Origin of the sequence: Serratia sp. (in: enterobacteria), from assembly GCF_051654945.1 — a bacterium.
Taxonomy (GTDB): domain Bacteria; phylum Pseudomonadota; class Gammaproteobacteria; order Enterobacterales; family Enterobacteriaceae; genus Chania.
This window is the reverse complement of the sequence record NZ_JBOFZA010000067.1, coordinates 257,090-277,757: the sequence shown is the minus strand read 5'-3', so window position 1 is coordinate 277,757 and position 20,668 is coordinate 257,090. Positions and strand designations below refer to the sequence as shown.

The 20,668-nt window shown below is 54.3% G+C and carries 20 protein-coding genes; 13 read left to right on the top strand and 7 right to left on the bottom strand.

Annotation, left to right across the window (positions count from 1 at the left end):
* The first annotated feature begins 53 nt into the window (after positions 1–53).
* The 3 genes from ACRDCA_RS10345 (at position 54) to ACRDCA_RS10335 (ending at position 2,583) form a co-directional block, all read left to right on the top strand.
* Entirely contained in the window at positions 54–1,130 is a 1,077-nt protein-coding gene (locus tag ACRDCA_RS10345; RefSeq protein WP_438689421.1) for a YncE family protein, read from the top strand.
* 281 nt (positions 1,131–1,411) lie between these two features.
* Positions 1,412–1,669: a hypothetical protein gene (locus ACRDCA_RS10340; protein ID WP_438689420.1), complete on the top strand. Its 258-nt coding sequence runs from the start codon at positions 1,412–1,414 to the stop codon at positions 1,667–1,669.
* Between the two features lie 152 nt (positions 1,670–1,821).
* The gene (locus ACRDCA_RS10335; RefSeq protein ID WP_438689419.1) at positions 1,822–2,583 is read left to right on the top strand and encodes an HNH endonuclease; all 762 of its coding nucleotides are present in this window, start codon (positions 1,822–1,824) and stop codon (positions 2,581–2,583) included.
* Positions 2,584–2,626: 43 nt separating this feature from the next.
* Here the strand turns inward: ACRDCA_RS10335 and ACRDCA_RS10330 are convergent, their stop codons facing one another.
* Both ACRDCA_RS10330 and ACRDCA_RS10325 read right to left on the bottom strand, forming a co-directional pair.
* Positions 2,627–3,418 (bottom strand): nucleotidyltransferase domain-containing protein, encoded by a 792-nt coding sequence (locus tag ACRDCA_RS10330; RefSeq protein WP_438689418.1) that lies wholly within the window; start codon positions 3,416–3,418, stop codon positions 2,627–2,629.
* A 4-nt stretch (positions 3,419–3,422) separates the two neighbouring features.
* Positions 3,423–4,658, bottom strand: a complete 1,236-nt coding sequence (locus tag ACRDCA_RS10325) for an RtcB family protein (RefSeq protein WP_438689417.1) — start codon at positions 4,656–4,658, stop codon at positions 3,423–3,425.
* A 188-nt stretch (positions 4,659–4,846) separates the two neighbouring features.
* Here ACRDCA_RS10325 and rtcR point away from each other — a divergent pair, with 188 nt between their 5' ends.
* Positions 4,847–6,418 carry an RNA repair transcriptional activator RtcR gene (rtcR, locus tag ACRDCA_RS10320; protein WP_438689416.1) on the top strand — a complete coding sequence of 524 codons (1,572 nt, stop codon included), beginning with the start codon at positions 4,847–4,849 and terminating at the stop codon, positions 6,416–6,418.
* A gap of 45 nt (positions 6,419–6,463) precedes the next feature.
* Here rtcR and ACRDCA_RS10315 read toward each other — a convergent pair whose 3' ends face one another.
* The gene (locus ACRDCA_RS10315; protein WP_438689415.1) at positions 6,464–6,946 is read right to left on the bottom strand and encodes a hypothetical protein; all 483 of its coding nucleotides are present in this window, start codon (positions 6,944–6,946) and stop codon (positions 6,464–6,466) included.
* Positions 6,947–7,143: 197 nt separating this feature from the next.
* Between ACRDCA_RS10315 and ACRDCA_RS10310 the strand changes: the two genes are divergently transcribed.
* The 8 genes from ACRDCA_RS10310 (at position 7,144) to ACRDCA_RS10275 (ending at position 14,263) form a co-directional block, all read left to right on the top strand.
* Complete coding sequence (locus ACRDCA_RS10310) at positions 7,144–7,860, top strand: DUF554 domain-containing protein (RefSeq protein ID WP_438689414.1); 717 nt, start codon at positions 7,144–7,146, stop codon at positions 7,858–7,860.
* Between the two features lie 68 nt (positions 7,861–7,928).
* Positions 7,929–8,483, top strand: a complete 555-nt coding sequence (gene idi, locus ACRDCA_RS10305; RefSeq protein ID WP_438689413.1) for an isopentenyl-diphosphate Delta-isomerase — start codon at positions 7,929–7,931, stop codon at positions 8,481–8,483.
* Positions 8,484–8,683: 200 nt separating this feature from the next.
* Positions 8,684–10,837, top strand: a complete 2,154-nt coding sequence (locus ACRDCA_RS10300) for a carbon starvation CstA family protein (RefSeq protein WP_438689412.1) — start codon at positions 8,684–8,686, stop codon at positions 10,835–10,837.
* Between the two features lie 67 nt (positions 10,838–10,904).
* On the top strand, positions 10,905–11,108 hold the full coding sequence (locus tag ACRDCA_RS10295; RefSeq protein WP_021179159.1) for a YbdD/YjiX family protein: 204 nt from the start codon (positions 10,905–10,907) through the stop codon (positions 11,106–11,108).
* Between the two features lie 13 nt (positions 11,109–11,121).
* On the top strand, positions 11,122–12,084 hold the full coding sequence (gene yjiA, locus ACRDCA_RS10290) for a GTPase (protein WP_438689411.1): 963 nt from the start codon (positions 11,122–11,124) through the stop codon (positions 12,082–12,084).
* A gap of 351 nt (positions 12,085–12,435) precedes the next feature.
* On the top strand, positions 12,436–12,699 hold the full coding sequence (locus tag ACRDCA_RS10285) for a CopG family ribbon-helix-helix protein (protein ID WP_438689410.1): 264 nt from the start codon (positions 12,436–12,438) through the stop codon (positions 12,697–12,699).
* Positions 12,699–12,983, top strand: a complete 285-nt coding sequence (locus ACRDCA_RS10280) for a type II toxin-antitoxin system RelE/ParE family toxin (protein WP_438689409.1) — start codon at positions 12,699–12,701, stop codon at positions 12,981–12,983. Before ACRDCA_RS10285 ends, ACRDCA_RS10280 begins: the two co-directional genes overlap by 1 nt.
* Before the next feature lie 50 nt (positions 12,984–13,033).
* Positions 13,034–14,263 (top strand): lysozyme inhibitor LprI family protein, encoded by a 1,230-nt coding sequence (locus tag ACRDCA_RS10275; RefSeq protein ID WP_438689408.1) that lies wholly within the window; start codon positions 13,034–13,036, stop codon positions 14,261–14,263.
* A gap of 175 nt (positions 14,264–14,438) precedes the next feature.
* On the opposite strand, the gene ACRDCA_RS10270 is transcribed toward ACRDCA_RS10275, so the two are convergent.
* From ACRDCA_RS10270 to ACRDCA_RS10260, 3 genes are read right to left on the bottom strand one after another with little or no spacing between them, the layout of a single operon-like run.
* Positions 14,439–15,623, bottom strand: a complete 1,185-nt coding sequence (locus ACRDCA_RS10270; RefSeq protein ID WP_438689407.1) for a M20 family metallopeptidase — start codon at positions 15,621–15,623, stop codon at positions 14,439–14,441.
* A complete protein-coding gene (locus ACRDCA_RS10265; RefSeq protein ID WP_438689406.1) occupies positions 15,613–16,863 on the bottom strand; it encodes a Zn-dependent hydrolase in 1,251 nt (416 codons plus the stop codon). The genes ACRDCA_RS10270 and ACRDCA_RS10265 overlap by 11 nt, the downstream gene beginning before the upstream one ends.
* A gap of 3 nt (positions 16,864–16,866) precedes the next feature.
* Positions 16,867–18,087 (bottom strand): hypothetical protein, encoded by a 1,221-nt coding sequence (locus tag ACRDCA_RS10260; RefSeq protein ID WP_438689405.1) that lies wholly within the window; start codon positions 18,085–18,087, stop codon positions 16,867–16,869.
* Positions 18,088–18,520: 433 nt separating this feature from the next.
* Here ACRDCA_RS10260 and ACRDCA_RS10255 point away from each other — a divergent pair, with 433 nt between their 5' ends.
* A complete protein-coding gene (locus tag ACRDCA_RS10255; RefSeq protein ID WP_438689404.1) occupies positions 18,521–19,834 on the top strand; it encodes an NAD(P)/FAD-dependent oxidoreductase in 1,314 nt (437 codons plus the stop codon).
* Positions 19,835–19,983: 149 nt separating this feature from the next.
* On the opposite strand, the gene ACRDCA_RS10250 is transcribed toward ACRDCA_RS10255, so the two are convergent.
* The gene (locus ACRDCA_RS10250; RefSeq protein WP_438689403.1) at positions 19,984–20,667 is read right to left on the bottom strand and encodes a molecular chaperone; all 684 of its coding nucleotides are present in this window, start codon (positions 20,665–20,667) and stop codon (positions 19,984–19,986) included.
* Position 20,668: the final 1 nt, after the last annotated feature.

Genomic DNA, 20,668 nt, shown 5'->3' with positions numbered 1-20,668 from the left:
GCCGCCGAGCAGCAGCCCGGTGGTGACCTGTATTTTGATGAAATGGAGCTTTTATGAACGCTATGATGACCACCAGCCGTAAGTTTGGCGGACGTGCAGTTTATCCTCTGTTGCTTCTCAGCAGCCTGATGTTTTCCACCTCTGTGCTGGCACAGACAGAGCCGGAAATGCTGCGTAAGCCGGTAGGTAAAGGCGCTTACGAGATGGTGTACAGCCAGGGCGAGAATGCGCTGTATCTGGCTACCTCACAGAGCCGCAAGCTGGATAAAGGCGGTATCGTCTATCGCCTCGATCCACAAACGCTGGATATCACGCAGATTATTCATAACGATATCAAGCCGTTTGGGGCAGCCATCAATACCAAGACCGACACCCTTTACTTTGGAAACACCACCAGCAACTCGATGACTGCCATCGACGGTAAAACCGGTGAAGTGAAAGGCCGCCTGGTGCTGGACGCGCGTAAACGCTCCGACACCGTCAAACCACTGGCCCCGCGTGAAATGGTGGCAGACGCCACGACCGATACGGTCTATATCACCGGCCTGGGCGAATCCAGCGTAGTTTGGGTGGTGGATGGCAAAGACCTGACCCTGCGCACCACCATCACTGAAACCGGTAAATACGGCACCGGGCTGGCACTGGATGCAGCGGCAAGCCGCCTGTATGTCACCAATGCCGATGGTGAACTGGTGACTATCGACACCAAAACCAACAAAGTGCTGTCACGTAAGAAGCTGGATGAGTCGAAAGAGCACTTCTTCCTGAATATCAGCCTGGATCCAGCCAATCACCGTGCGTTTATCACTGACTCCAAGCAGCCGCAGGTGCTGGTTGTTGATACCAACAACGGCAACATTTTGCAGAAGATCGACGTGCCGGAATCCCTGGCCGTGCTGTTTAACCCGGCGCGCAATGAAGTGTACGTGACTCATCGCCAAGCGGGCACCGTGAGCGTGATCGATGCCAAGAGCTATAAGCTGTTGGAAACCATCAAGACGCCAACGCATCCAAACAGCCTGGCACTGTCACCAGATGGCCAAACGCTGTACGTAAGCGTGAAACAGGCTTCCAGCCGTGACAAAGAAGCCACCGATCCAGATGATGTGATCCGTATTGCTTTGAAATAAATCGTTATTCTCCCTCACCCTAACCCTCTCCCCAGGGAGAGGGAACCGAACGTGCTGCGGTTTTACACCTGCTTATGACCGCAGCACCGCCGGGGTGAGGAGAGACAAGTCGATGCCCCATCACCTCAAGTTCCCACCCGCAATTGTCAAGCCACGTCAAGCCCGTTGACGAACCTTATCACTTAATTTACCTGAGCTTATCTTGAGCCAACGATCGCGATGTCCTACGTTATCGGTAGTTTAAATGGATAACTAACCGGCCGTAAAAAGGATAAGTCATCATGGTTAAATCTTTGAGAAATCCGCTGATTGGGTTGCTGTGTTTGTCGACGGTGGGTTGTGCCAATATGAGTTCGGATGATGTCGCCATCGGCACGGTGGTACTCGGGCTAGGAGCATTGGTCGCATTGGCACTGCTAAGCGACGGTGACGACGACAAGGGACATAAAGAACCTCCCCGTAAAGAGCATGGCCACAAGGGCGGTGATAAGCATGGATATGGCAAGGATCATGGGAAAGGTCATCCCGGACGCCGTTAGTCCTCTGTAAAGGACGAAATAACTGGCTCTCCTCGTCGGGCGCTGCATGCTGCGCCCATGCATATTATCAATGAACGTAGTCAATAACCGATGTGCCTGGCATAGTAAATGGCTTCACTAACACGATTAAGTCACGCCAAAGCGAGGCCCTGATGGCTGCCGTAAATCTCTGGACACGGGAACAATTGCTGGTCGCTTTTACGCTATACAGCCAAATCCCTTTTGGTAAATTACATTCCACTAACCCCGATATCATCCATTACGCTGGGTTAATTGATCGTACCCCTTCCGCATTGGCAATGAAGCTGGTGAACATCGCCAGCCTGGATCCCTTTATCGTTAAATCTGGCCGCCGCGGGCTGACGGGTGCCTCTAAAGCCGATCAGGCACTGTGGCGGGAAATGAACCTCGACAGTGAAACCTTTGAACGGCAGTGCCAATTGGCGATGGCACAGTTGGAACAACCGGTCACGGCCTTACATGACAGTGGTATGGAAGACTTCAGTGGCAGAGAAAGAACCACCATCGTCAATGCGCGCGTCGGCCAGCAACTGTTCCGCAAGCGGGTGCTGGATGCTTATGAAAATCGTTGTTGCCTGACCGAACTGGAAGAACCGATGCTGCTGGTCGCCAGCCACATCCGCCCATGGAAACATACCGTTGAACATCGGCTCAACCCCAACAACGGCTTATGTCTGTCCAACCTGCATGATAAAGCGTTCGATCGCGGGTTAATCACCTTTAATGACCACCTTGAGCTGGTGCTTTCACCACGCCTTAAGCGGTTGAAAAGCGCCATCAGCGAAGAGAATTTTGCCAACTATGAAGGCCGCAAACTGAGGCTGCCGATTGATTTCCCTCCGGATGCTAGTCAGTTGGCCTATCATCGGCAGAATATCTTTCTGAAAAGTTAAATGGGGGCAGCATGGCCGGGGAGTATTGCTTTCCCCCGGTCCATTACACCATCACCGTGCGATAGAGCAGTTCATCCAGTGATTTGTCGCTACGGGCTGAGCTGTCAGGCAACGCTTGCTGCCGGGCATCCGCCGTGAGTTCCTGTGCGATAAACGCGTGGATCCTCTCCCTGCGCGGACCGTACTCCGCCTCACCTGCGCGCCGTTTAGCTGCCAACAGTTCGTGGATTTCCGCCAACAACGGCGGATCTTCCACCGTGCCAGCCAACAGTTGGTCAAAACGCATCGGTGGCACGCCCTTGCCCGCCTCTATCCAACGCACCGCCAGCAACGGGCGCAGTACGTAGAAGTATTTCTTCAGGCGTACCTGCTCACCTTGCAGATAGCCACGGAAGTTTTTCCTGGCCATCGACAGATAATGCCAACGCGCCCGCTGCGCGGAAAACCACTCCGGCACTACACCCCGCAAAGCCGCAACGCTCTCAGGGGTTTCCTGATACACCACGGGCGAATCCAGCCACTCGATCAGCGTTGGGTTAGCCCGCTTCAGCAGGCCAAGCGCCTTGCGCCATTCCCAGCCACAGACATCCAGATCATGATCGATAGGCAGCTCTATCACATCCCGTTGCGCTTCTACCCGCAGATACCATTCTGGCGTGTGGACATACAAAAAGCGCACGTCGTAATCGCTGTCTGGCGAGGCAAAACCCCAGCCGCGGCTACCGGATTCGCAGGCATAGAGCACCCGCACGTCGTAACGTTTTTCCACCTCGCCCAACACCTGCCTGACCCTTTCCCGCATGGCGCTGTCAACGCCGTTTACTTGCTGTTCCATCACATTATCCTTTTACACACACTACCTGGCGCAGGGTATGGACGATCTCTACCAGTGAAGACTGCGCTGCCATCACCGCATCGATATCTTTATACGCCATGGGGATCTCATCGATCACCTCGCTGTCTTTACGGCATTCCACATGCTCGGTTGCCCGGATCTGGTCGGCCACGGTGAAACGCTTTTTCGCCGCCGTACGGCTCATGGTGCGGCCTGCGCCATGGCTGCAAGAGCAGAAGCTCTCTTCGTTACCCAATCCGCGCACGATGAAGCTTTTTGCCCCCATCGAACCGGGGATGATCCCCATCTGCCCTTTCTGCGCCGATACCGCACCTTTACGCGTCACCAACACCGGCTCACCAAAATGCGTCTCACGTTGCACATAGTTATGGTGGCAGTTCACGGCCTCTTGCTGGGTAGTGAACGGTTTGGTCACGATACGCGACAGCGCCGCCAGCACGTGTTCCATCATCACTTCACGGTTATGACGGGCAAAATCCTGTGCCCAACCCACGGCTTCCATGTAATCGTCAAAATGCAGGCTGCCTTCTTCAAAATAGGCCAGGTTACGATCCGGCAGGTTGGCGATATGCTGTTGCATATCCTGTTGCGCCAGCGCGATAAACAGTGAACCTATGGCATTCCCCACCCCACGGGAACCGCTATGCAACATCACCCACACCTGCTGCGTTTCATCCAGGCACACTTCGATAAAGTGGTTACCCGTACCCAAGGTTCCCAGATGCTGGTAGTTGTTGGTTTTCAGCAGCTGTGGATATTTGTCGGTCAGGCGCCTAAAGCGCGGCAGCAAGCTGGCCCAATGCCGATCGACAGTTTCCGGTGGGGTTTCCCAGGCCCCCTTATCTCTGCGCGAACGGGTCGAGGTACGGCCATGCGGCACCGCCTGCTCGATGGCGCTACGCAATCCAGCCAGGCTATCCGGCAGATCTGACGCCACCAGCGAAGTACGTACCGCAATCATGCCGCAACCAATATCGACGCCTACGGCCGCTGGGATAATCGCGCCACGGGTAGGGATCACGCTACCAATGGTGGAGCCTTTACCCAAATGCACATCCGGCATCACCGCCAGATGTTTAAAGATAAACGGCATTTTGGCCGTATTCAGCAATTGCGCCCGCGCTTCTGGCTCAACGGGCACGCCTTGTGTCCACATTTTGATCGGTGCGCTATTATCCGGAGCCATCAATTCATAGTTATTATTTTTTGTATCAGTCATCTTTTTCTCATCCCTTTTCTGTTGACGTAGTGGATATAGCGAAAGGCGTGCCAACTCTGAATTAATCAACAATAAAAAATTAAGTTATTGATACTTAAAATATAAATAATCAAACAGATTCTACTGGCGATGATAGCAACAAGCGGTTATTTTATCCTTCAGGATAGTCTTTTATCACAAGGGATAACATGAAGCGCAGGGTAGTGATTGGCGTGCTGGGCACCACGCTGGATAAACGTGGCAAACGGGAAAACCGCTGGAGCAAGTGGCGGCCAACGGTAGGGCTGTGCCAGCAACCCGAGCTGCCGATCGATCGGCTGGAGTTACTGCATCAGCCGCGCGATAAAGGCAAGGCGCAGCAGGTGGCGGAAGATATTGTGGCAGTTTCGCCTGGCACTCAGGTGGTATTACAGGAAGTGGCACTCAAAGACCCGTGGGATCTGGAAGAGGTGTACAGCGCCTTTCTGGATTTTGCCAGCCGCTATCCGTTTGATACCGAAAACGAAGACTACCTGGTACATATCACCACCGGCACCCACGTGGTCCAGATCTGCTGGTTCCTGCTGACGGAAGCGCGCTACCTGCCCGCTCAACTGTTGCAAACCGCCCCCGGCGACAAAAGCGATCGCCCGTCCCCCCAAGGGATCTACTCGGTGATCGATCTGGATCTCAGCCGCTATACCGCCCTCACCAGCCGTTTTCTGCATGAACAACAGCGGTCCGTGTCATTCCTCAAGGCTGGCATTGAGACACGTAACGCCACCTTCAACACCCTGATTGACCAGATCGAACGCGTGGCCCTGCGTTCCAATGCCCCCATGCTGCTCACCGGGCCTACCGGAGCCGGTAAATCCTTTTTGGCCGAGCGTATCTACCAACTACGGCATTCACGCCATCTGGTAAAAGGCCGCTTTGTGGCAGTGAACTGTGCCACGCTGCGCGGCGATAATGCCATGTCGACCCTGTTTGGCCATGTGAAAGGGGCGTTCACCGGTGCGCTCCAGGCACGGGCTGGCCTGCTGCGGGAAGCCGACGGCGGCGTGTTATTCCTTGATGAGATCGCAGAGCTGGGGTTGGACGAACAGGCGATGCTGCTAAAAGCCATCGAGGAGAAGACCTTTTTCCCCTTTGGTTCCGATAAAGAAGCCAGCAGCGATTTTCAGTTAATTGCCGGTACCCACCGCGATATGCGCGACTGGATCGCCCAAGGGCGTTTTCGTGAGGATTTATACGCCCGTATCAATATGTGGACTTTCCCACTGCCCGGCCTGGCAGAACGCCGCGAAGATATCGAGCCTAATATCGATTACGAATTACAACGCTTTGCCCGCAGTAACCAGACACAGGTGCGTTTCGATAAAGACGCCAGGCAGCATTATCTGGCTTTTGCCCGCTCCCCACAGGCGGTCTGGCGTGGCAACTTCCGCGAGCTGGGTTCTTCCATCGCCCGCATGGCCACGCTGGCGGAACAGGGGCGTATCAACCGGCCGTTGGTCGATGAGGAAATCACCCGGTTGAAATCCCATTGGCAAGGGAATACCACTGCGCAATTACCTGCCGAACTGGCTGAAATCGATCTATTTGAGCAAAGCCAGTTGGAAACGGTACTTAAAGTGTGCCGGGCTTCAACTTCACTTTCCGAGGCGGGCCGGCAGTTGTTTGCCGTCTCGCGCCAGCAGAAAAAACAGCCCAACGATGCCGACAGATTACGTAAGTATCTGGCTCGCTTTGGGTTAAGCTGGGATGAAGTGTCTAAATAGAGGGCGGATAGGCGTAGCATGCAGCACCCCTAAAGTTAGCAGATCCTATTTAATCCCCAGATACGCTTTTGCCGCCGCCATGTCATTGAAGGTGATATCAACGGCAATGGGCGGTTGTCCCTTGCGATAAAGATAAGCGCCCCAACCGCCTTCATCTTCCGAGTCCGGCTGCGGTTTTAGGCTATCAAAGATCATCCGTTGGTCTTTACCCTCGGTAAAGATCAGATAGCGTTTGTCGGTGCTCACCACCTTCACATGCAGTGCGGCAAAACTTTGGGTGATCTCGCTGGCATAATAGGACCAGTCGTCCATGGCGGTCGAGTAATCCATCGCCGCTTCCGAGTTTTCATCGGCAAATGTTTTCAGCTCGGGCTGGAGCAGTACCAGCTCCGTTTGCTGCATTTCAAACGCATCCTGGTTGAGCGTTGGATCATAGGGGCTATAAAGCGCAACAGGGATTGCGAATGCTGTGGTACTACTCACCGCCAACATCAGGCCCAACAGGATGCTGAAATTCCGTTTTCTCACACTTACTCCTTAAATGATTTAACTACCTGGACGCCAGCAGCGAGGTTATCGTAATAGTCGATCGTCGTCATCGGATATTATAATCACCCACAGCATCCTCTGGGCGCTCGATCTTTTGAACTTAGCTGGGCGAGGAAATACCCGCAAATCAAACGTGATGATGACAATGTGGGTTAAAAAACAACAAGGAAAATAAGATGTTAATCGGTCCTTATGTCAACGGTGCTGCCGTTGTCATCGGTGGTTTGTTGGGGGCGCTGGCCGGCAGTAAAATCCCGCATCGCGTCAAATCGGCCTTGCCACTGACTTTCGGGCTATGCTCCATCGGGTTGGGAATTAACCTGGTTATCAAGGTTCAATTCATGCCCGCCGTGGTGTTGGCGATCATTTTGGGGGCGGTGATCGGCGAGTTGCTGTACGTCGAAAAAGGGATCGGCAAAGCCGCTAGCTCTACGCGCGGCCTGGTCAATCGGTTCCTGCCTGCGGCTCCGGGGATCTCCCATGACGAGTTTACGGAGACGTTTGTCGCCATCCTGGTGCTGTTTTGCGCCAGCGGTACCGGGATCTTCGGAGCTATGCATGAAGGGATGACGGGCGATCCCTCCATTCTGTATATCAAAACCGTACTCGATTTCTTCACCGCCATCATTTTTGCCACTCTGCTAGGATATGCGGTCATGGCCATCGCCCTGCCGCTGGTGATTATTCAGGTCGGCCTGGCTCTGCTGGCGGTGTTTATTATCCCCATAACCACACCGGCGATGATGGCAGACTTCTCCTGTACTGGCGGCCTGATCATGATCGCTACCGGCCTGCGGATCTGCAATATCAAGCTGTTCCCAGTAGCCAATATGCTGCCAGGGCTGGTGCTGGTGATGCCTTTTTCTTACTTATGGGCCACGCTAATAGGCTAAGATCTAACAAGAGCACGGTTCGCTGAACGGTGCATACAGGTCGCCCCCACGCTTACATTGGACTTCTCATGACCCAACAACACGTCGTTTTACTTGATGAACAAGGTCAACCCACCGGCGTGATGGAAAAATATGCGGCCCATCAGAAACAAACGCCCCTGCACCTGGCGTTCTCCTCCTGGATCTTCAATCCGCAGGGGCAGTTGTTGATCACCCGTCGCGCCCTGAGCAAAAAAGCCTGGCCTGGCGTCTGGACCAACTCGGTGTGTGGCCATCCACAGTGGCATGAGAGCGTCGAACACGCCATTGAGCAACGCTGTCTGTATGAAGTGGGCCTGAACGTGGAACAGATCACCTCCGTCGCCCCCGATTTTCGCTACTGCGAGACAGATGCCTCCGGCATTATGGAAAATGAAATCTGCCCGGTTTATGCGGCATTGGCTACGGGTGATGTCGTAGCCAGAGCGGACGAAGTGATGGATTTCCACTGGGTGGCGTTACCCGCGTTGATAGCAGCGGTGGCGGCAACCCCTTGGGCCTTCAGCCCGTGGATGGTGCAGCAGTTGGCGAGTGCCACAACCCAAGAAAATCTGATCGCTTTCGCCGCCCGCACGTTCGCTTAAACCACTCACCCCGCCATTCCAACCGCTCACCAGCGTATAAAACCGCTGGCTGAAATTCGGATGTTATTCCCTCTCCAGGCTAGCAATGATGAGCTGTTCCTAAACCTGACCCTAACCAGGGGAAGACGCTACAGCTAAATGTCCGACATCTAAGAATCGGATTTATCACTCAATTTTTGCAGATAGGAAAAGGATACCTCATGAAACGCGAGGGAATTTTAAAACATCTCCCATGGATGCTGTTGGGGATACTCGGGGCTTCCTGCCTGGGTGTCATCGCATTGCGCCGTGGCGAAAGCATTAGTGCACTGTGGATCATCGTTGCTTCGGTAGCGGTTTACCTGGTGGCTTATCGTTACTACAGCCTCTACATCGCCACCAAGGTGATGCAGTTGGACGCCACCCGCGCCACTCCGGCGGTGGTGAACAATGATGGCCTGAACTACGTTCCGACCAATAAAAACGTGCTGTTCGGCCACCACTTTGCGGCTATCGCCGGTGCGGGTCCTTTGGTGGGTCCAGTATTGGCGGCACAGGTCGGCTATCTGCCCGGTACGCTGTGGCTGTTAGGCGGCGTGGTGTTGGCGGGGGCGGTGCAGGACTTTATGGTGCTGTTTATCTCCTCGCGCCGTAACGGAGCCTCGCTGGGCGAAATCATCAAAAAGGAAATGGGCCCAATCCCTGGCACCATCGCGCTGTTTGGCTGCTTCCTGATCATGATCATCATCCTCGCGGTGCTGGCGCTGATCGTGGTGAAAGCCTTGGCCGAAAGCCCATGGGGCGTATTCACCGTCTGTTCCACCGTGCCAATCGCGCTGTTTATGGGCGTATATATGCGCTTCCTGCGCCCAGGCAAGGTGGGTGAAGTGTCGATCATCGGTATCGTGCTGTTGATCGCCTCGATCTGGTTCGGCGGCGTGATTGCCCACGACCCATACTGGGGCCCGGCGCTGACCTTTAAAGACACCACCATCACCTATACGCTGATTGGTTATGCCTTTGTCTCTGCCCTGCTGCCGGTATGGCTGATCCTGGCTCCGCGTGACTATCTGGCCACCTTCCTGAAAATCGGCGTGATCGTCGGGCTGGCGATCGGTATCGTGATCCTCAACCCAGAGCTGAAAATGCCTGCGGTAACGCAGTTTGTTGACGGCACCGGCCCGGTCTGGAAAGGCACCCTGTTCCCGTTCCTGTTTATTACCATTGCCTGTGGTGCCGTTTCCGGCTTCCACGCACTGATCGCTTCTGGTACCACACCGAAACTGCTGGCCAATGAAATGGACTCCCGCTACATCGGTTACGGTGCCATGCTGATGGAATCCTTCGTGGCCATTATGGCGCTGGTTGCGGCTTCGATCATCGAACCTGGCCTATACTTCGCCATGAACACCCCACCGGCGGCACTGGGCATCACCATGCCAGACCTGCACCGTCTGGGCACCGAAGATGCGCCAATGATCATGGCTTCTCTACGTGATGTCAGCGCGCATGCTGCCGCAACCGTCAGTTCCTGGGGCTTTGTGATCACCCCTGAGCAGATCCTGCAAACCGCCAAAGATATCGGCGAACCGTCGATCCTGAACCGTGCAGGTGGCGCGCCAACGCTGGCAGTCGGTATCGCTCACGTGTTCCACCAGGTCATCCCTGGCGCCAACATGGGCTTCTGGTATCACTTCGGTATTCTGTTCGAAGCGCTGTTCATCCTGACCGCTCTGGATGCGGGTACCCGTTCCGGCCGCTTCATGCTGCAAGATCTGCTGGGTAACTTCGTACCGTTCCTGAAGAAAACCGACTCGCTGGTGGCCGGTATGGCGGGTACTGCGGGCTGCGTTGGTCTTTGGGGTTACCTGCTGTATCAAGGCGTGGTCGATCCGTTGGGCGGCGTCAAGAGCCTGTGGCCGCTGTTCGGTATCTCCAACCAAATGTTGGCTGCGGTAGCGCTGGTCCTGAGTACCGTAGTATTGATCAAGATGAAGCGCACCAAGTACATCTGGGTGACCGTGATCCCAGCCGTTTGGCTGCTGATCTGTACCACCTACGCGATTTGTCTCAAGCTGTTCAGCGACAATCCGCAGTTGGAAGGCTTCTTCTATCAGGCCAGCCTGTACAGAAACAAAATCGCCGAGGGCGGTGCTGAACTGACCGTACAGCAGGTTGCCAACATGAACCATATCGTGGTGAACAACTACACCAACGCCGGTTTGAGCATCCTGTTCCTGCTGGTGGTGTATAGCATCATCTTCTTCGGTGTTAAAACCGCCATGGCGGCGTACAAAAACCCGAAACGCACCGACCAGGAAACGCCATACGTGCCGGTTCCTGAGGGTGGCGTCAAAGTTTCGTCGCACCACTGATGGTGATTTAGTCGATACCCTGCATAATGATTAAATTATGTAGGGTATTTTTCTTTGGAGAAGACTCATGTTCGGTAACCTCGGCCAGGCAGGTAAATATCTCGGGCAGGCAGCACGCATGTTAGTGGGCGTGCCTGACTACGATACCTACGTCCAGCATATGAAAGACAACCACCCGGACAAGCCGGTGATGACCTATAAAGAGTTTTTCCGCGAACGCCAGGATGCCCGCTACGGTGGCGATGGCAAAGGCGGTATGCGCTGTTGCTAGAAAAGGACCCAGTATGAAACCCATCGCAGTGACCATCCTGACGGGCTTTTTGGGCGCAGGTAAAACTACCCTGTTGCGCCACATCCTGAATGAAAATCACGGTTACAAGATTGCCGTCATCGAAAACGAATTCGGTGAAGTGCCCATTGATAATGCGTTAATCGGCGACCGTGCCAGCCGTATCACCACCCTCAGCAACGGCTGTATCTGTTGCAGCAAATCCAACGAATTGGCCGACGCGCTGCTGGACCTGTTAGACGGCGTCGATCAGGGGCAACTGGAGTTCGACCGGCTGATCATTGAATGTACCGGCATGGCCGATCCCGGCCCAATTACCCAGACCTTTTTCTCGCATGAAGTCATCGGCCAACGCTTCCTGCTGGACGGCATTATCACGCTGGTGGATGCAGTGCATGCCGATCAACAGCTGAACCAGTTCACCATCTCGCAGGCCCAGGTGGGTTACGCCGATCGCATCTTGCTGACCAAGACCGATGTGGCAACGGATAACGAAGCGCTGATCCAGCGTTTGCAGCTGATGAACGCCCGCGCACCGGTGTATAAAGTCACGCACGGCGATATCGATCTCGGCGTGCTGTTTGATATCGAAGGCTTTGTGCTTAACGACCAGCTCAACGTAGCGGCCCCCACCCCGTTGTTCCGCCGCATTCCGCAGGCGCAGAACAATATCCAGTCAATCGTGGTGTATCACGACCAACCGCTGGAGCTGATGCAGATTTCTGAGGTGATGGAAGGTTTATTGCTGAAGTTCGCCGATAACCTGCTGCGCTACAAAGGGATTTTGTCGATCAAAGACGAGCCGCGCCGCCTGCTGTTCCAAGGCGTGCAACGGCTGTACAACGCTGACTGGGACCGTGAATGGTTGCCGGAAGAAGAGTGCAAAAGCACGATGGTGTTTATCGGCATCGACTTGCCGGAAGACGAGATCCGCGCGGGGTTTGCTGCGCTGGGTTGATGAGTTGGGACGGTGTTGGTTGCTCAAGCTGCCAACGCGGTCTTTTTTATGAGTAAAGTTATTGCATAGATACAATAAAAATCACCGCCAATCTATTGTATATACGTAATAAAATAGCATGAATAGCCAGTTTGTAGTTGAACCGCCACAGCCAGAAAAATGCTAGCCGCATTTTGCGATCCCAATTCCAATCTAAGCAACAATTTCCTGTAAATTCATCCAGTCTATTTTTTACGTGGATCTATCGCAGTATCGTCTCTCACATGGCTAAACCCTATGAAAGTGCCTGTTATTTTCTTCAAGGAAATAAAATGGTATATACTTCGTTAGTACCTTAATGAGGATTTATCTATGAGCAAACAGGCCGTTTTCACTATGAAACTTGAAGCCGAACTTCGCGATACTTTTATGGCTGTAGCCCAGGCGGAACATCGCCCTGCATCACAAGTTGTTCGTGATCTTATGCGGCAATATATTGAGCGCCATGAATATCGTCATTTTTTGGAAGAGAAAGTCAATGCAGCCCGTCAATCTATGGCGAACGGGGAAGGCGTTGAACATGAAGATGCCAAGGCCATTTTTGCCGCACGCAGGGCGAAAGTTAAGGGTAACTAGTGAAAGTTCATTGGACGAAACAGGCACTTGATGACAGTAAACAGATATGGGATTACCTTGTCGAAAGAAATCCCGATGCTGCCATCGAGATGGACGAATTGTTTGAAGCCGCAGCCGATCGTCTCGCAGAGTTTCCATTCATGGGACACGAAGGAGAAATTGTCGGAACTCGTGAGGTCTTTCCCCATCAAAACTATCGCCTGGTGCACGAAACTCAGGCAAACACAGTTTGGATTGTCGCATTAGTTCATACATCTCTGCTTTGGCCTAGGACCATTTCATAAGTTAAAAATAGTGACTGAGCGACCCCATAAGCAACCAAAAGGAATTCAGCATGATCGCCAGGCTTCAACACACTAAAGCACCTCGTTATACCAGATTGACCAGCCATCCCTTATCACGCCTGTTGCTCTGCCTGTGCCTGGCATTCGGAGCCAACACGGCAGTGCATGCCGCCTCTTTTGACTGTGCCAAAGCCACCAGCGATATCGAGCATGCCATCTGCAATAACCCAGACCTGAGCAGCCTGGACGACAGGCTGAGCGAAAGCTATCAGTTGGCGATGGCCAACCTGCCAGGGGATCAGGCCGATGCATTGCGCACCGAGCAACGTAGCTGGTTGAAACAGCGAGATGCCTGCAATGGTCAGGAAAGCTGCCTGAGCGATCTATTTAGCCAGCGTGCTGCCCTGCTGCAAGATACCGCCAAGCAGGCGGCCACCGCGCTAGACGCCATCATCGCCAGCATTCCGGCAAACCCGGCCACTGCGGAGCAACAGCTTCAGCAATATCGTGGCCCGCTAGCTTCCGCCTGGTTGATTTACCTGCATCAGTTCGCGCCAGCCAGCAAAGTCACGGATGCCGAGGTAGAAAAAAGGCATCTAACCGTGGTCACCGCGATGAATGACGATAAGTTCCCGCAGTCATTATTGCGGGATATCGAAAACGATCCCAAGACCAGCCATGATGTCGCGGTTTTGACGTTATTACGTATGACCATCGAGCGAGCAGGCTATGAAGATGCGGATGGCCGCCCTTACGTGCATTGCTTCATCTTCAAGCAACAGGGCGCTGCGGCTTATGATGCCTTTGGAGCGCTGTACGGATCGTCGCGTGATTCGCAGGCACCGATTTGCCCCCCGCAGGGCGATCTGTTTGAACAACCTGCCTGGCAACAACTGACCAAGTTGATCGAACCAATGGTTGGCAAAGCCAGTGAAAATTCCGGCACCATTCGTTATGCCAGCTATGCCGACTGGGCCATGTTCCGGCTACGTGCCACCGTGTCGCCCGAGGATTTCCTCAAACCCGGCCAGCGCACGCCAGCCACCGACGATCCTGAACAGCTGATCCGCAGTTGGTCTGATGAAAGCGTTTGGCCGAAAACACAGCGCGAACAGTTGCTTGCTGCCATCGAACCGGCACGTCTGGCGACCATGGGCTGGTTGCAAACCGAGAAGCATTTCTCAGCCAGCGATGCGGCCAAAATCTCCGATGCAATCGTGAAGACCTGGCTCAGTGACAGAATGGATTTTATCGGCGAGATGAGCGGACCGGAGGATTAATAAGCACTCTCATGTCCCCTCACCCTAGCCCTCTCCCACAGGGCGAGGGGACTTACCGTGCTACAGATTAGTTTCTGTGTCTAACTTCGGCTACGTATTCGCTGAGGTAACAGACTGAATACCGCGCCTGACCACCGCGCCGTTCCAGCTCCCTCCCCCTGTGGGAGGGGAGGAATTAGAACGCATCCTGCTGCAAATAACTCCAGGCATACTGCGCATACAGCTCCGCGCCGGTCGCCATCACGTCTTCATCAATATTGAAGCAGCCGTGGTGATGTGCCCAGTCGGTGCCTTTCTCCGGGTTGCCGCAGCCTAGCAGGGCAAAGCAACCGGGGATATTTTCGATAAAGAAGCTGAAGTCCTCGCCGCCGGTCGTCGGCTTTTCGGCAAACAACACTTCCTCACCAAAGGCCGAACGCACCACCGATTGTGCCAGCAACGCGCTGCGCTCCTCGTTGATCACCGGCAAGGTGCCGTAAGTGTATTCCACCTGCGCCGTCGCGCCATAAATGGCCGCCGTATGCTCCGCATAACGCTCAATCGCCGCCTTGATACGCTCACGTGCCTCAACGTTAAAGCAGCGCACCGTGCCATCCAGCACCGCATTTTCGGCAATCACGTTAAACCGGGTACCGACTTCCATTTTGCCTATGGTCACCACTGCCGATTCCAGTGGGGACGTTTCACGGGAAACGATCGCCTGCACGTTCATCACGAAGGCCGAGGCAACTACCGCGGCATCCACACAAGCCTCTGGCATTGAGCCATGGCCGCCGCGCCCTTTGAACTTCACCTTGAGTAAATCGGCAGAGGCAAAGGTAGAGCCGACGTTGCAAGACACCTTGCCCGATGGGCTGGTGGTCCAAATGTGCATGCCAAACGCGTTATCCACGCCCTCGATCGCCCCCTGCTTCACCATCTCACGCGCGCCCTGAGCAATCTCTTCCGCAGGTTGGAAAATCAGCCGCACGTTGCCACGCAGGCTCTCACGGTTTTCATACAAGGCTTTCGCCGCTGTCAGCAGCATGGCGGTGTGGGCATCGTGCCCACAGGCGTGCATTTTGCCGTCGGTTTGCGATTTATAGCTTAAGGAATCGTTCAGTTCCTGTACCGGCAACGCATCCATATCGGCACGTAACGCCACGGTTTTACCGGGCTGCCCGCCAGTAATTTCGGCAATCACGCCCGTTGGCGTCGTCAGACGATAAGGAATGCCGATCGCCTCCAGCGCTTGCGCCACCTTTTGCGTGGTACGCACTTCTTCCCAAGGCAGTTCCGGGTGAGCGTGCAGATCGCGGCGGAACGCAATCATCGCCTCCACGTGGGTTTTAATGGATTGCGCGATGGCTTTATTGGTCATAACGGGTTGCCTCTGTGATCTCTTTTACCGTGTGAAAAATGACGTCGATGCCTTTCTGAATTTGCTCATAGTCGGTCCACTCGTCGGGGTGATGGCTCAGGCCATCCTTGCTGGGCACAAATACCAGCCCCACATCGGTGATCCCGGCAAATATCATCGCATCATGCCCGGCTCCGCTGACCATGGTCCGGTGGCTCAGGCCCAACGCTTCACTGTGTTTTTGTAGCAGGCTGTGGATACCGCCGTGCAGACGGGTCGGCTCCACCAGCAGGGGTTGTTCAATCTGGCAGACGATCCCCGCCCCGGCCTGCTGCTGGATACAGGCTTTGGTTTGCTCGACCACCTGTTGCAGTTTATCCAGGCGTTTGGAACGGATATCGACGGTGAAGATCACCTTGCTCGGGATCACGTTCGCTCCGTTAGGGAATACCTGAATTTTCCCAGTGGTAGCGACCGTTTCATCACCGGCCTGGCGCGCAAAATCGCCAACGCGGGCGATCACCTGGCTGGCAGCCACCAATGCATCATGGCGGCGATCCATCGGTGTGGTGCCCGCATGCCCGGCTTTACCGGTGATGGTCACCACTAATTGGGTAATACCGACAATCACATCCACCAGGCCAACGTCCAGCCCTTGCTGTTCCAGCACCGGCCCTTGCTCAATATGCAGTTCGATAAACGCCTTGAGGGTCTTCGGTTCGCGCACCACGCTGGCCACTCGATCGGCATCAAAACCGACCTGTGCCATGCACTGTGCCGCCGATTGCCCCTGGCTATCCCGCAGGCGGTGCAGTTCTTCGCTATCCACCTTGCCGGCAATCGCACAGGAAGCCAGCAGACCACGGCCAAAGCTGGCCCCTTCCTCTTCCACCAGCGCCACCACTTCCAACGGGTAGCGTGGCAATAACCGTTGTTCTTGGAACAGTTTGGCGACTTCCAAACCCATCACTACCCCGGCAGGGCCGTCGAAAGCACCGCCGTTGGGCACGGAGTCAAAATGGGAGCCGATCATTACGCTCGGGAGCGCTGGATCCTGCGCCTGACTTTTGCCAAAGATATTGCCGATGGCGTCCTCGCTCACGCTGAGACCTGCCGCCTGCATCTGTGCCTTGATATAGGCCCGTGCCTGTTGGCCTTGCGGGCTGTAGCTCATACGCGTCGTGCCTTCGCCTGGGGTTGCCGTAAACTCGGCCAGTTTTTCCAGGTGCTGCTGAATACGCAGCTGATTTGCATAGCTCATGACTTATCCTGCAATTGGAGTGATGTAACCGACCATAATGCCCGCCAGCACCACGGAAACCATCGTCACGGAGATAAATCCGCCGACCAGCATGGGTGCCAACATATGGTGCGTCAGGATCTCACGCTCTTTTTCGTCTTTGGTCAGCGCGGTTATCGCTTCGTTGGTGATGATGTAATCCGCCGGGAAGCCATACATCGCCGTCAGGGAGATAGCGAAGGCCATCTCCATGCTGACGCCCAGGCATTTACCTACGATCCACGAAACGATAAACATCCCCACTACCGCGACGACGATCAGCACCACCATCGGGAATACCAGCCGCAGCAGCATTTCCGGGGTGGCTCTATTGAGCGTATCAAAGATAAACAGCATCAGCCCCATCACCGCAAAACCGAAGCCGTTGGCTTTCTGCAGCGGTTGTTTTTCCAGGAAGCCGATGGTGGCGGCAACGACGCCAAACAGCAAACACAGCACAAACGGGCTGATGGTGACCACCGGAGCCAGCAGGTCTGAAACCAGATACGCCAGATAGCCTACCAGCGCCAAACGTAGGAACTTGAAGTAGCTGGTGTTGTAATGGGCCGGGATCAGGCCAAACAGGCGCGGCATTTTCTCTTCCGCGCTGACCGTGGTCGGCATTTTATCGGCAGGCAGTTGCACGGCAGACTCATGCCATTCGCCATTGCGATACTTCTTCAGCACGCGTTTACCTTCGCGCTGCAACATGATGGCGGTTAACGGATAACCGGCAAACCCCTGCATCACGTAGATCAGGATGGCGAATACCGAGAGATCGACCAGGCCCGCGCTGGCAGCCCCTTTCGACATGATCAACGCCGACACGATGCCGCCAACCAGAGGGGGAATGGTGACGATGGCCGTATTCATGTCAAACATCAGCATACAGGTCGCAAACACGGCGGCGATAATGCCAGCGATCCCCGCCAGTGAGATTACAATGGTTTTCCATTGCCGTATCAGCTCAGGGACGGAAAGCAGTGTCCCCATGTTGGTGATCAGCAGGTACATCAGCATCACCGCGACCGCCGGTGTGATACCGGCCAGGCTGACGATATCCTGCGGGAAGAACGTCCAGTAACCGAACAGGAATAGCACCGCACAGACAAATACAGAAGGGATCCAGGCTTTAGTGCGCACGGATACCACATCTCCCAGGTATAAAATCACCATTACAATCAAAAGCGCTAACATCTGTGACATAGAATATTTCCGTTCTTATATTTTTTAGAAATCCGTTCCGGATAGTTAAATCCACTAAGTTGCACTTACAATGCAGTTAATAAATCTGCCACTTAAACAGGGAATGTCCGATTTACAGCAGAAAAACGCAGAAAACGGGCTATTCTCACCAATTCCGATACTAAACAGCTATCGTTGGGGAATAAAGGAAAAAATCAGAAATAAATCTGCTGAGTAGGTCCGATGACTAGCGTAGAGGAGAATTTAAACCGCCCTTGCCAACCCATTGGAAAAACATGACCACTACAAAGCTTAACGGTTACTTATAAGTAACTTACCGACAATAAATTGGGCAGTATGGCGAGTGAATGAATCTGCTGGTTCAGCCAAGAAAAATGTTTTATAACCCTATTTAGTGACCTTGGTGACCCACAGTTTAAAAAGGATCTTTAGTTTGAAATATGCATCGGTGCCGTTAAATCAAAACCAAAATGGCTGGCTGAAACCAGACTTGCACCCCACCGTCTACCCAACGCTGATCGGCGATACCGAGGCCGACTGGGTGGTGGTAGGCTGCGGGTTTGCCGGTATCTCCTTCGCCAGAAGGCTGGCCAGTAACAATCCCAAACTGAAGATTATTATCGTAGATTCAGCCTGTGCGGCAGAGAGTTCCTCAGCCCGAAATTCAGGATTTATTATCGGATTACCCCATAATATCGGCAGCTCAACGGCGGAACTGAAAAAAGCCCAGTCGTATCGCTCTTTATTGCAAGAAGGGATCACTCAATTAACCCGGCAGATTGAACGTCAGGGGATCGAATGTGAATGGGAAAATGCCGGTAAATATCACTGCCAGGTTGACGCCACTAATCAGCGAGTGCTCAAAGAATATACCGATAATCTCGATACCATGAACGAGCCTTACCAAATAATGGATAAGGAAGCGCTGTATCGGAAATTGGGCACGCGTTTTTATAATAAGGGTATCTATACGCCCAGCTCGATCCTGGTTAATCCCGCCAGCCTGATCGTTGGCCTGGCAAATAATCTGCCGGACAACGTGACGATGTATAACCATACCCCGGTGATGGCGATCCACCACGGTAGCGTAACGCAGGTGGTTACCCCCTTCGGCACGATTAGAACGGCCAACGTGATGTTAGCCACCAATGCCCTCTCCAGAGAACTGGCTCCGGTCACCAGCCAGCAAGCTGCAATGGCCACTTTCGCCAGCATCACCGCACCATTAACCGCCGAGCAGCGCCAGAAGCTGCCAGCAATGAGCAGTTGGGGATTAACGCCGGTCAACGCCATTGCCGGGGCGACGGTGCGCTATACCCAGGACCACCGTTTCCTGATCCGCCAGCATGTCACGCCAGCCTTGAACGGCAGGATCACCGCTGCACAGACCTATCAGGCGACCCAGTTGCACCAGCAGATATTCAACAAGATTTACCCGCAACTGCGGGATGTCCCGCTCACCAGCACCTGGTCTGGCACCATCAGCGTCACCCGTAATGGCGCACCGGTTTGGGGTGAGTTGAAGAAAGGCATTTATACCGCCGGGGGCTGTAACGGCGCGGGCGTATCCAAGCAGACCATCGCCGGGACGTTATTGGCAGACTACGCGCTGGGGATCGACCATCCGCTGATTGGCGCGATGCAGGAGCTGGGCAAGGCCAATTACCTGCCGCCTTCTCCGGTGCTGGATATTGCGATTGGCGTTTCGTTGATGAAAGAGCGCTATCTGGGGCGCAAGGAAATCTAGCTTTAGCTCCACCGCTGGCCCCTCACCCTAGCCCTCTCCCAAAGGGAGAGGGGACCTAACGTGCCACAAATCAGCCCCTGAGCCTGACGACGGCTCTGCACTCGCTCCCTCTTCTGGGGATGTACAGGGGAGATGGTTGGGGTGAGGGGCTAACCCGACGCCAAGCTCTGCCCAAAACACTGCTCCCCAAGCCGCTGATACTTGCTGAAACCGATAATAAACTTGCGATTCTGCCCACGCAGATCGGCACCGCTGTAGCTTTCCCCCGGCAGCAGATTAAACACTTTGGCGGTGTCATCCTGCCCGTCGCAGCCCTTATGGACCATCACGCGAAAATAGGTATTGCCGGTGTTTTTCAACACCCCGGCCTGCGGATCATAGTGATACGTGAAACGCATCTTGCGCGGACGAACGACCATGATGGTATCGAGCGCCACGGTCGGGGAAACCAGTGGTGTCTTTCCCTCCCCCTGCATCTCCATGGCGTTGGCCGGGATCTCCTGGATCGCAATGCGGTAATAGCGTTCGCGATCGTCCTGGGGACCACGATAAAAGATTTTAAAATACTCCCAGGCATCCGGCTCCAGGATTTTACGCAACGGCGTATAGAGGATTTCGCCCTGTTCCAACGGTTGAGGTTGTTCATCAGCACCCGGCTTGTTGATCCGATAAGCAGTGATCACGTACAGATTGGTATCTTTAGTGTTGTTAACAAACTGGCGCGAGAAAAAGGTCTTGTCGCTCTCCAGAGTAAACACGCCAGAAGAGAGATAAATCGCCCGCGCTGGAGATGCCAGCAGCAATACCGCCAACCACAGTCCTAGTCTCAACATC

Bases quoted from the DNA above. Each gene is read 5' to 3' on its own strand.
- yjiA (WP_438689411.1), top strand. From the start codon at position 11,122: ATGAAACCCATCGCAGTGACCATCCTGACGGGCTTTTTGGGCGCAGGT.
- ACRDCA_RS10335 (WP_438689419.1), top strand. From the start codon at position 1,822: ATGGCTGCCGTAAATCTCTGGACACGGGAACAATTGCTGGTCGCTTTT.
- ACRDCA_RS10310 (WP_438689414.1), top strand. From the start codon at position 7,144: ATGTTAATCGGTCCTTATGTCAACGGTGCTGCCGTTGTCATCGGTGGT.
- idi (WP_438689413.1), top strand. From the start codon at position 7,929: ATGACCCAACAACACGTCGTTTTACTTGATGAACAAGGTCAACCCACC.
- ACRDCA_RS10285 (WP_438689410.1), top strand. From the start codon at position 12,436: ATGAGCAAACAGGCCGTTTTCACTATGAAACTTGAAGCCGAACTTCGC.
- ACRDCA_RS10325 (WP_438689417.1), bottom strand. From the start codon at position 4,658: ATGACTGATACAAAAAATAATAACTATGAATTGATGGCTCCGGATAAT.
- ACRDCA_RS10340 (WP_438689420.1), top strand. From the start codon at position 1,412: ATGGTTAAATCTTTGAGAAATCCGCTGATTGGGTTGCTGTGTTTGTCG.
- ACRDCA_RS10345 (WP_438689421.1), top strand. From the start codon at position 54: ATGAACGCTATGATGACCACCAGCCGTAAGTTTGGCGGACGTGCAGTT.
- ACRDCA_RS10330 (WP_438689418.1), bottom strand. From the start codon at position 3,418: ATGGAACAGCAAGTAAACGGCGTTGACAGCGCCATGCGGGAAAGGGTC.
- ACRDCA_RS10275 (WP_438689408.1), top strand. From the start codon at position 13,034: ATGATCGCCAGGCTTCAACACACTAAAGCACCTCGTTATACCAGATTG.
- ACRDCA_RS10270 (WP_438689407.1), bottom strand. From the start codon at position 15,623: ATGACCAATAAAGCCATCGCGCAATCCATTAAAACCCACGTGGAGGCG.
- ACRDCA_RS10250 (WP_438689403.1), bottom strand. From the start codon at position 20,667: ATGTTGAGACTAGGACTGTGGTTGGCGGTATTGCTGCTGGCATCTCCA.
- ACRDCA_RS10300 (WP_438689412.1), top strand. From the start codon at position 8,684: ATGAAACGCGAGGGAATTTTAAAACATCTCCCATGGATGCTGTTGGGG.
- ACRDCA_RS10295 (WP_021179159.1), top strand. From the start codon at position 10,905: ATGTTCGGTAACCTCGGCCAGGCAGGTAAATATCTCGGGCAGGCAGCA.
- ACRDCA_RS10260 (WP_438689405.1), bottom strand. From the start codon at position 18,087: ATGTCACAGATGTTAGCGCTTTTGATTGTAATGGTGATTTTATACCTG.
- ACRDCA_RS10265 (WP_438689406.1), bottom strand. From the start codon at position 16,863: ATGAGCTATGCAAATCAGCTGCGTATTCAGCAGCACCTGGAAAAACTG.
- rtcR (WP_438689416.1), top strand. From the start codon at position 4,847: ATGAAGCGCAGGGTAGTGATTGGCGTGCTGGGCACCACGCTGGATAAA.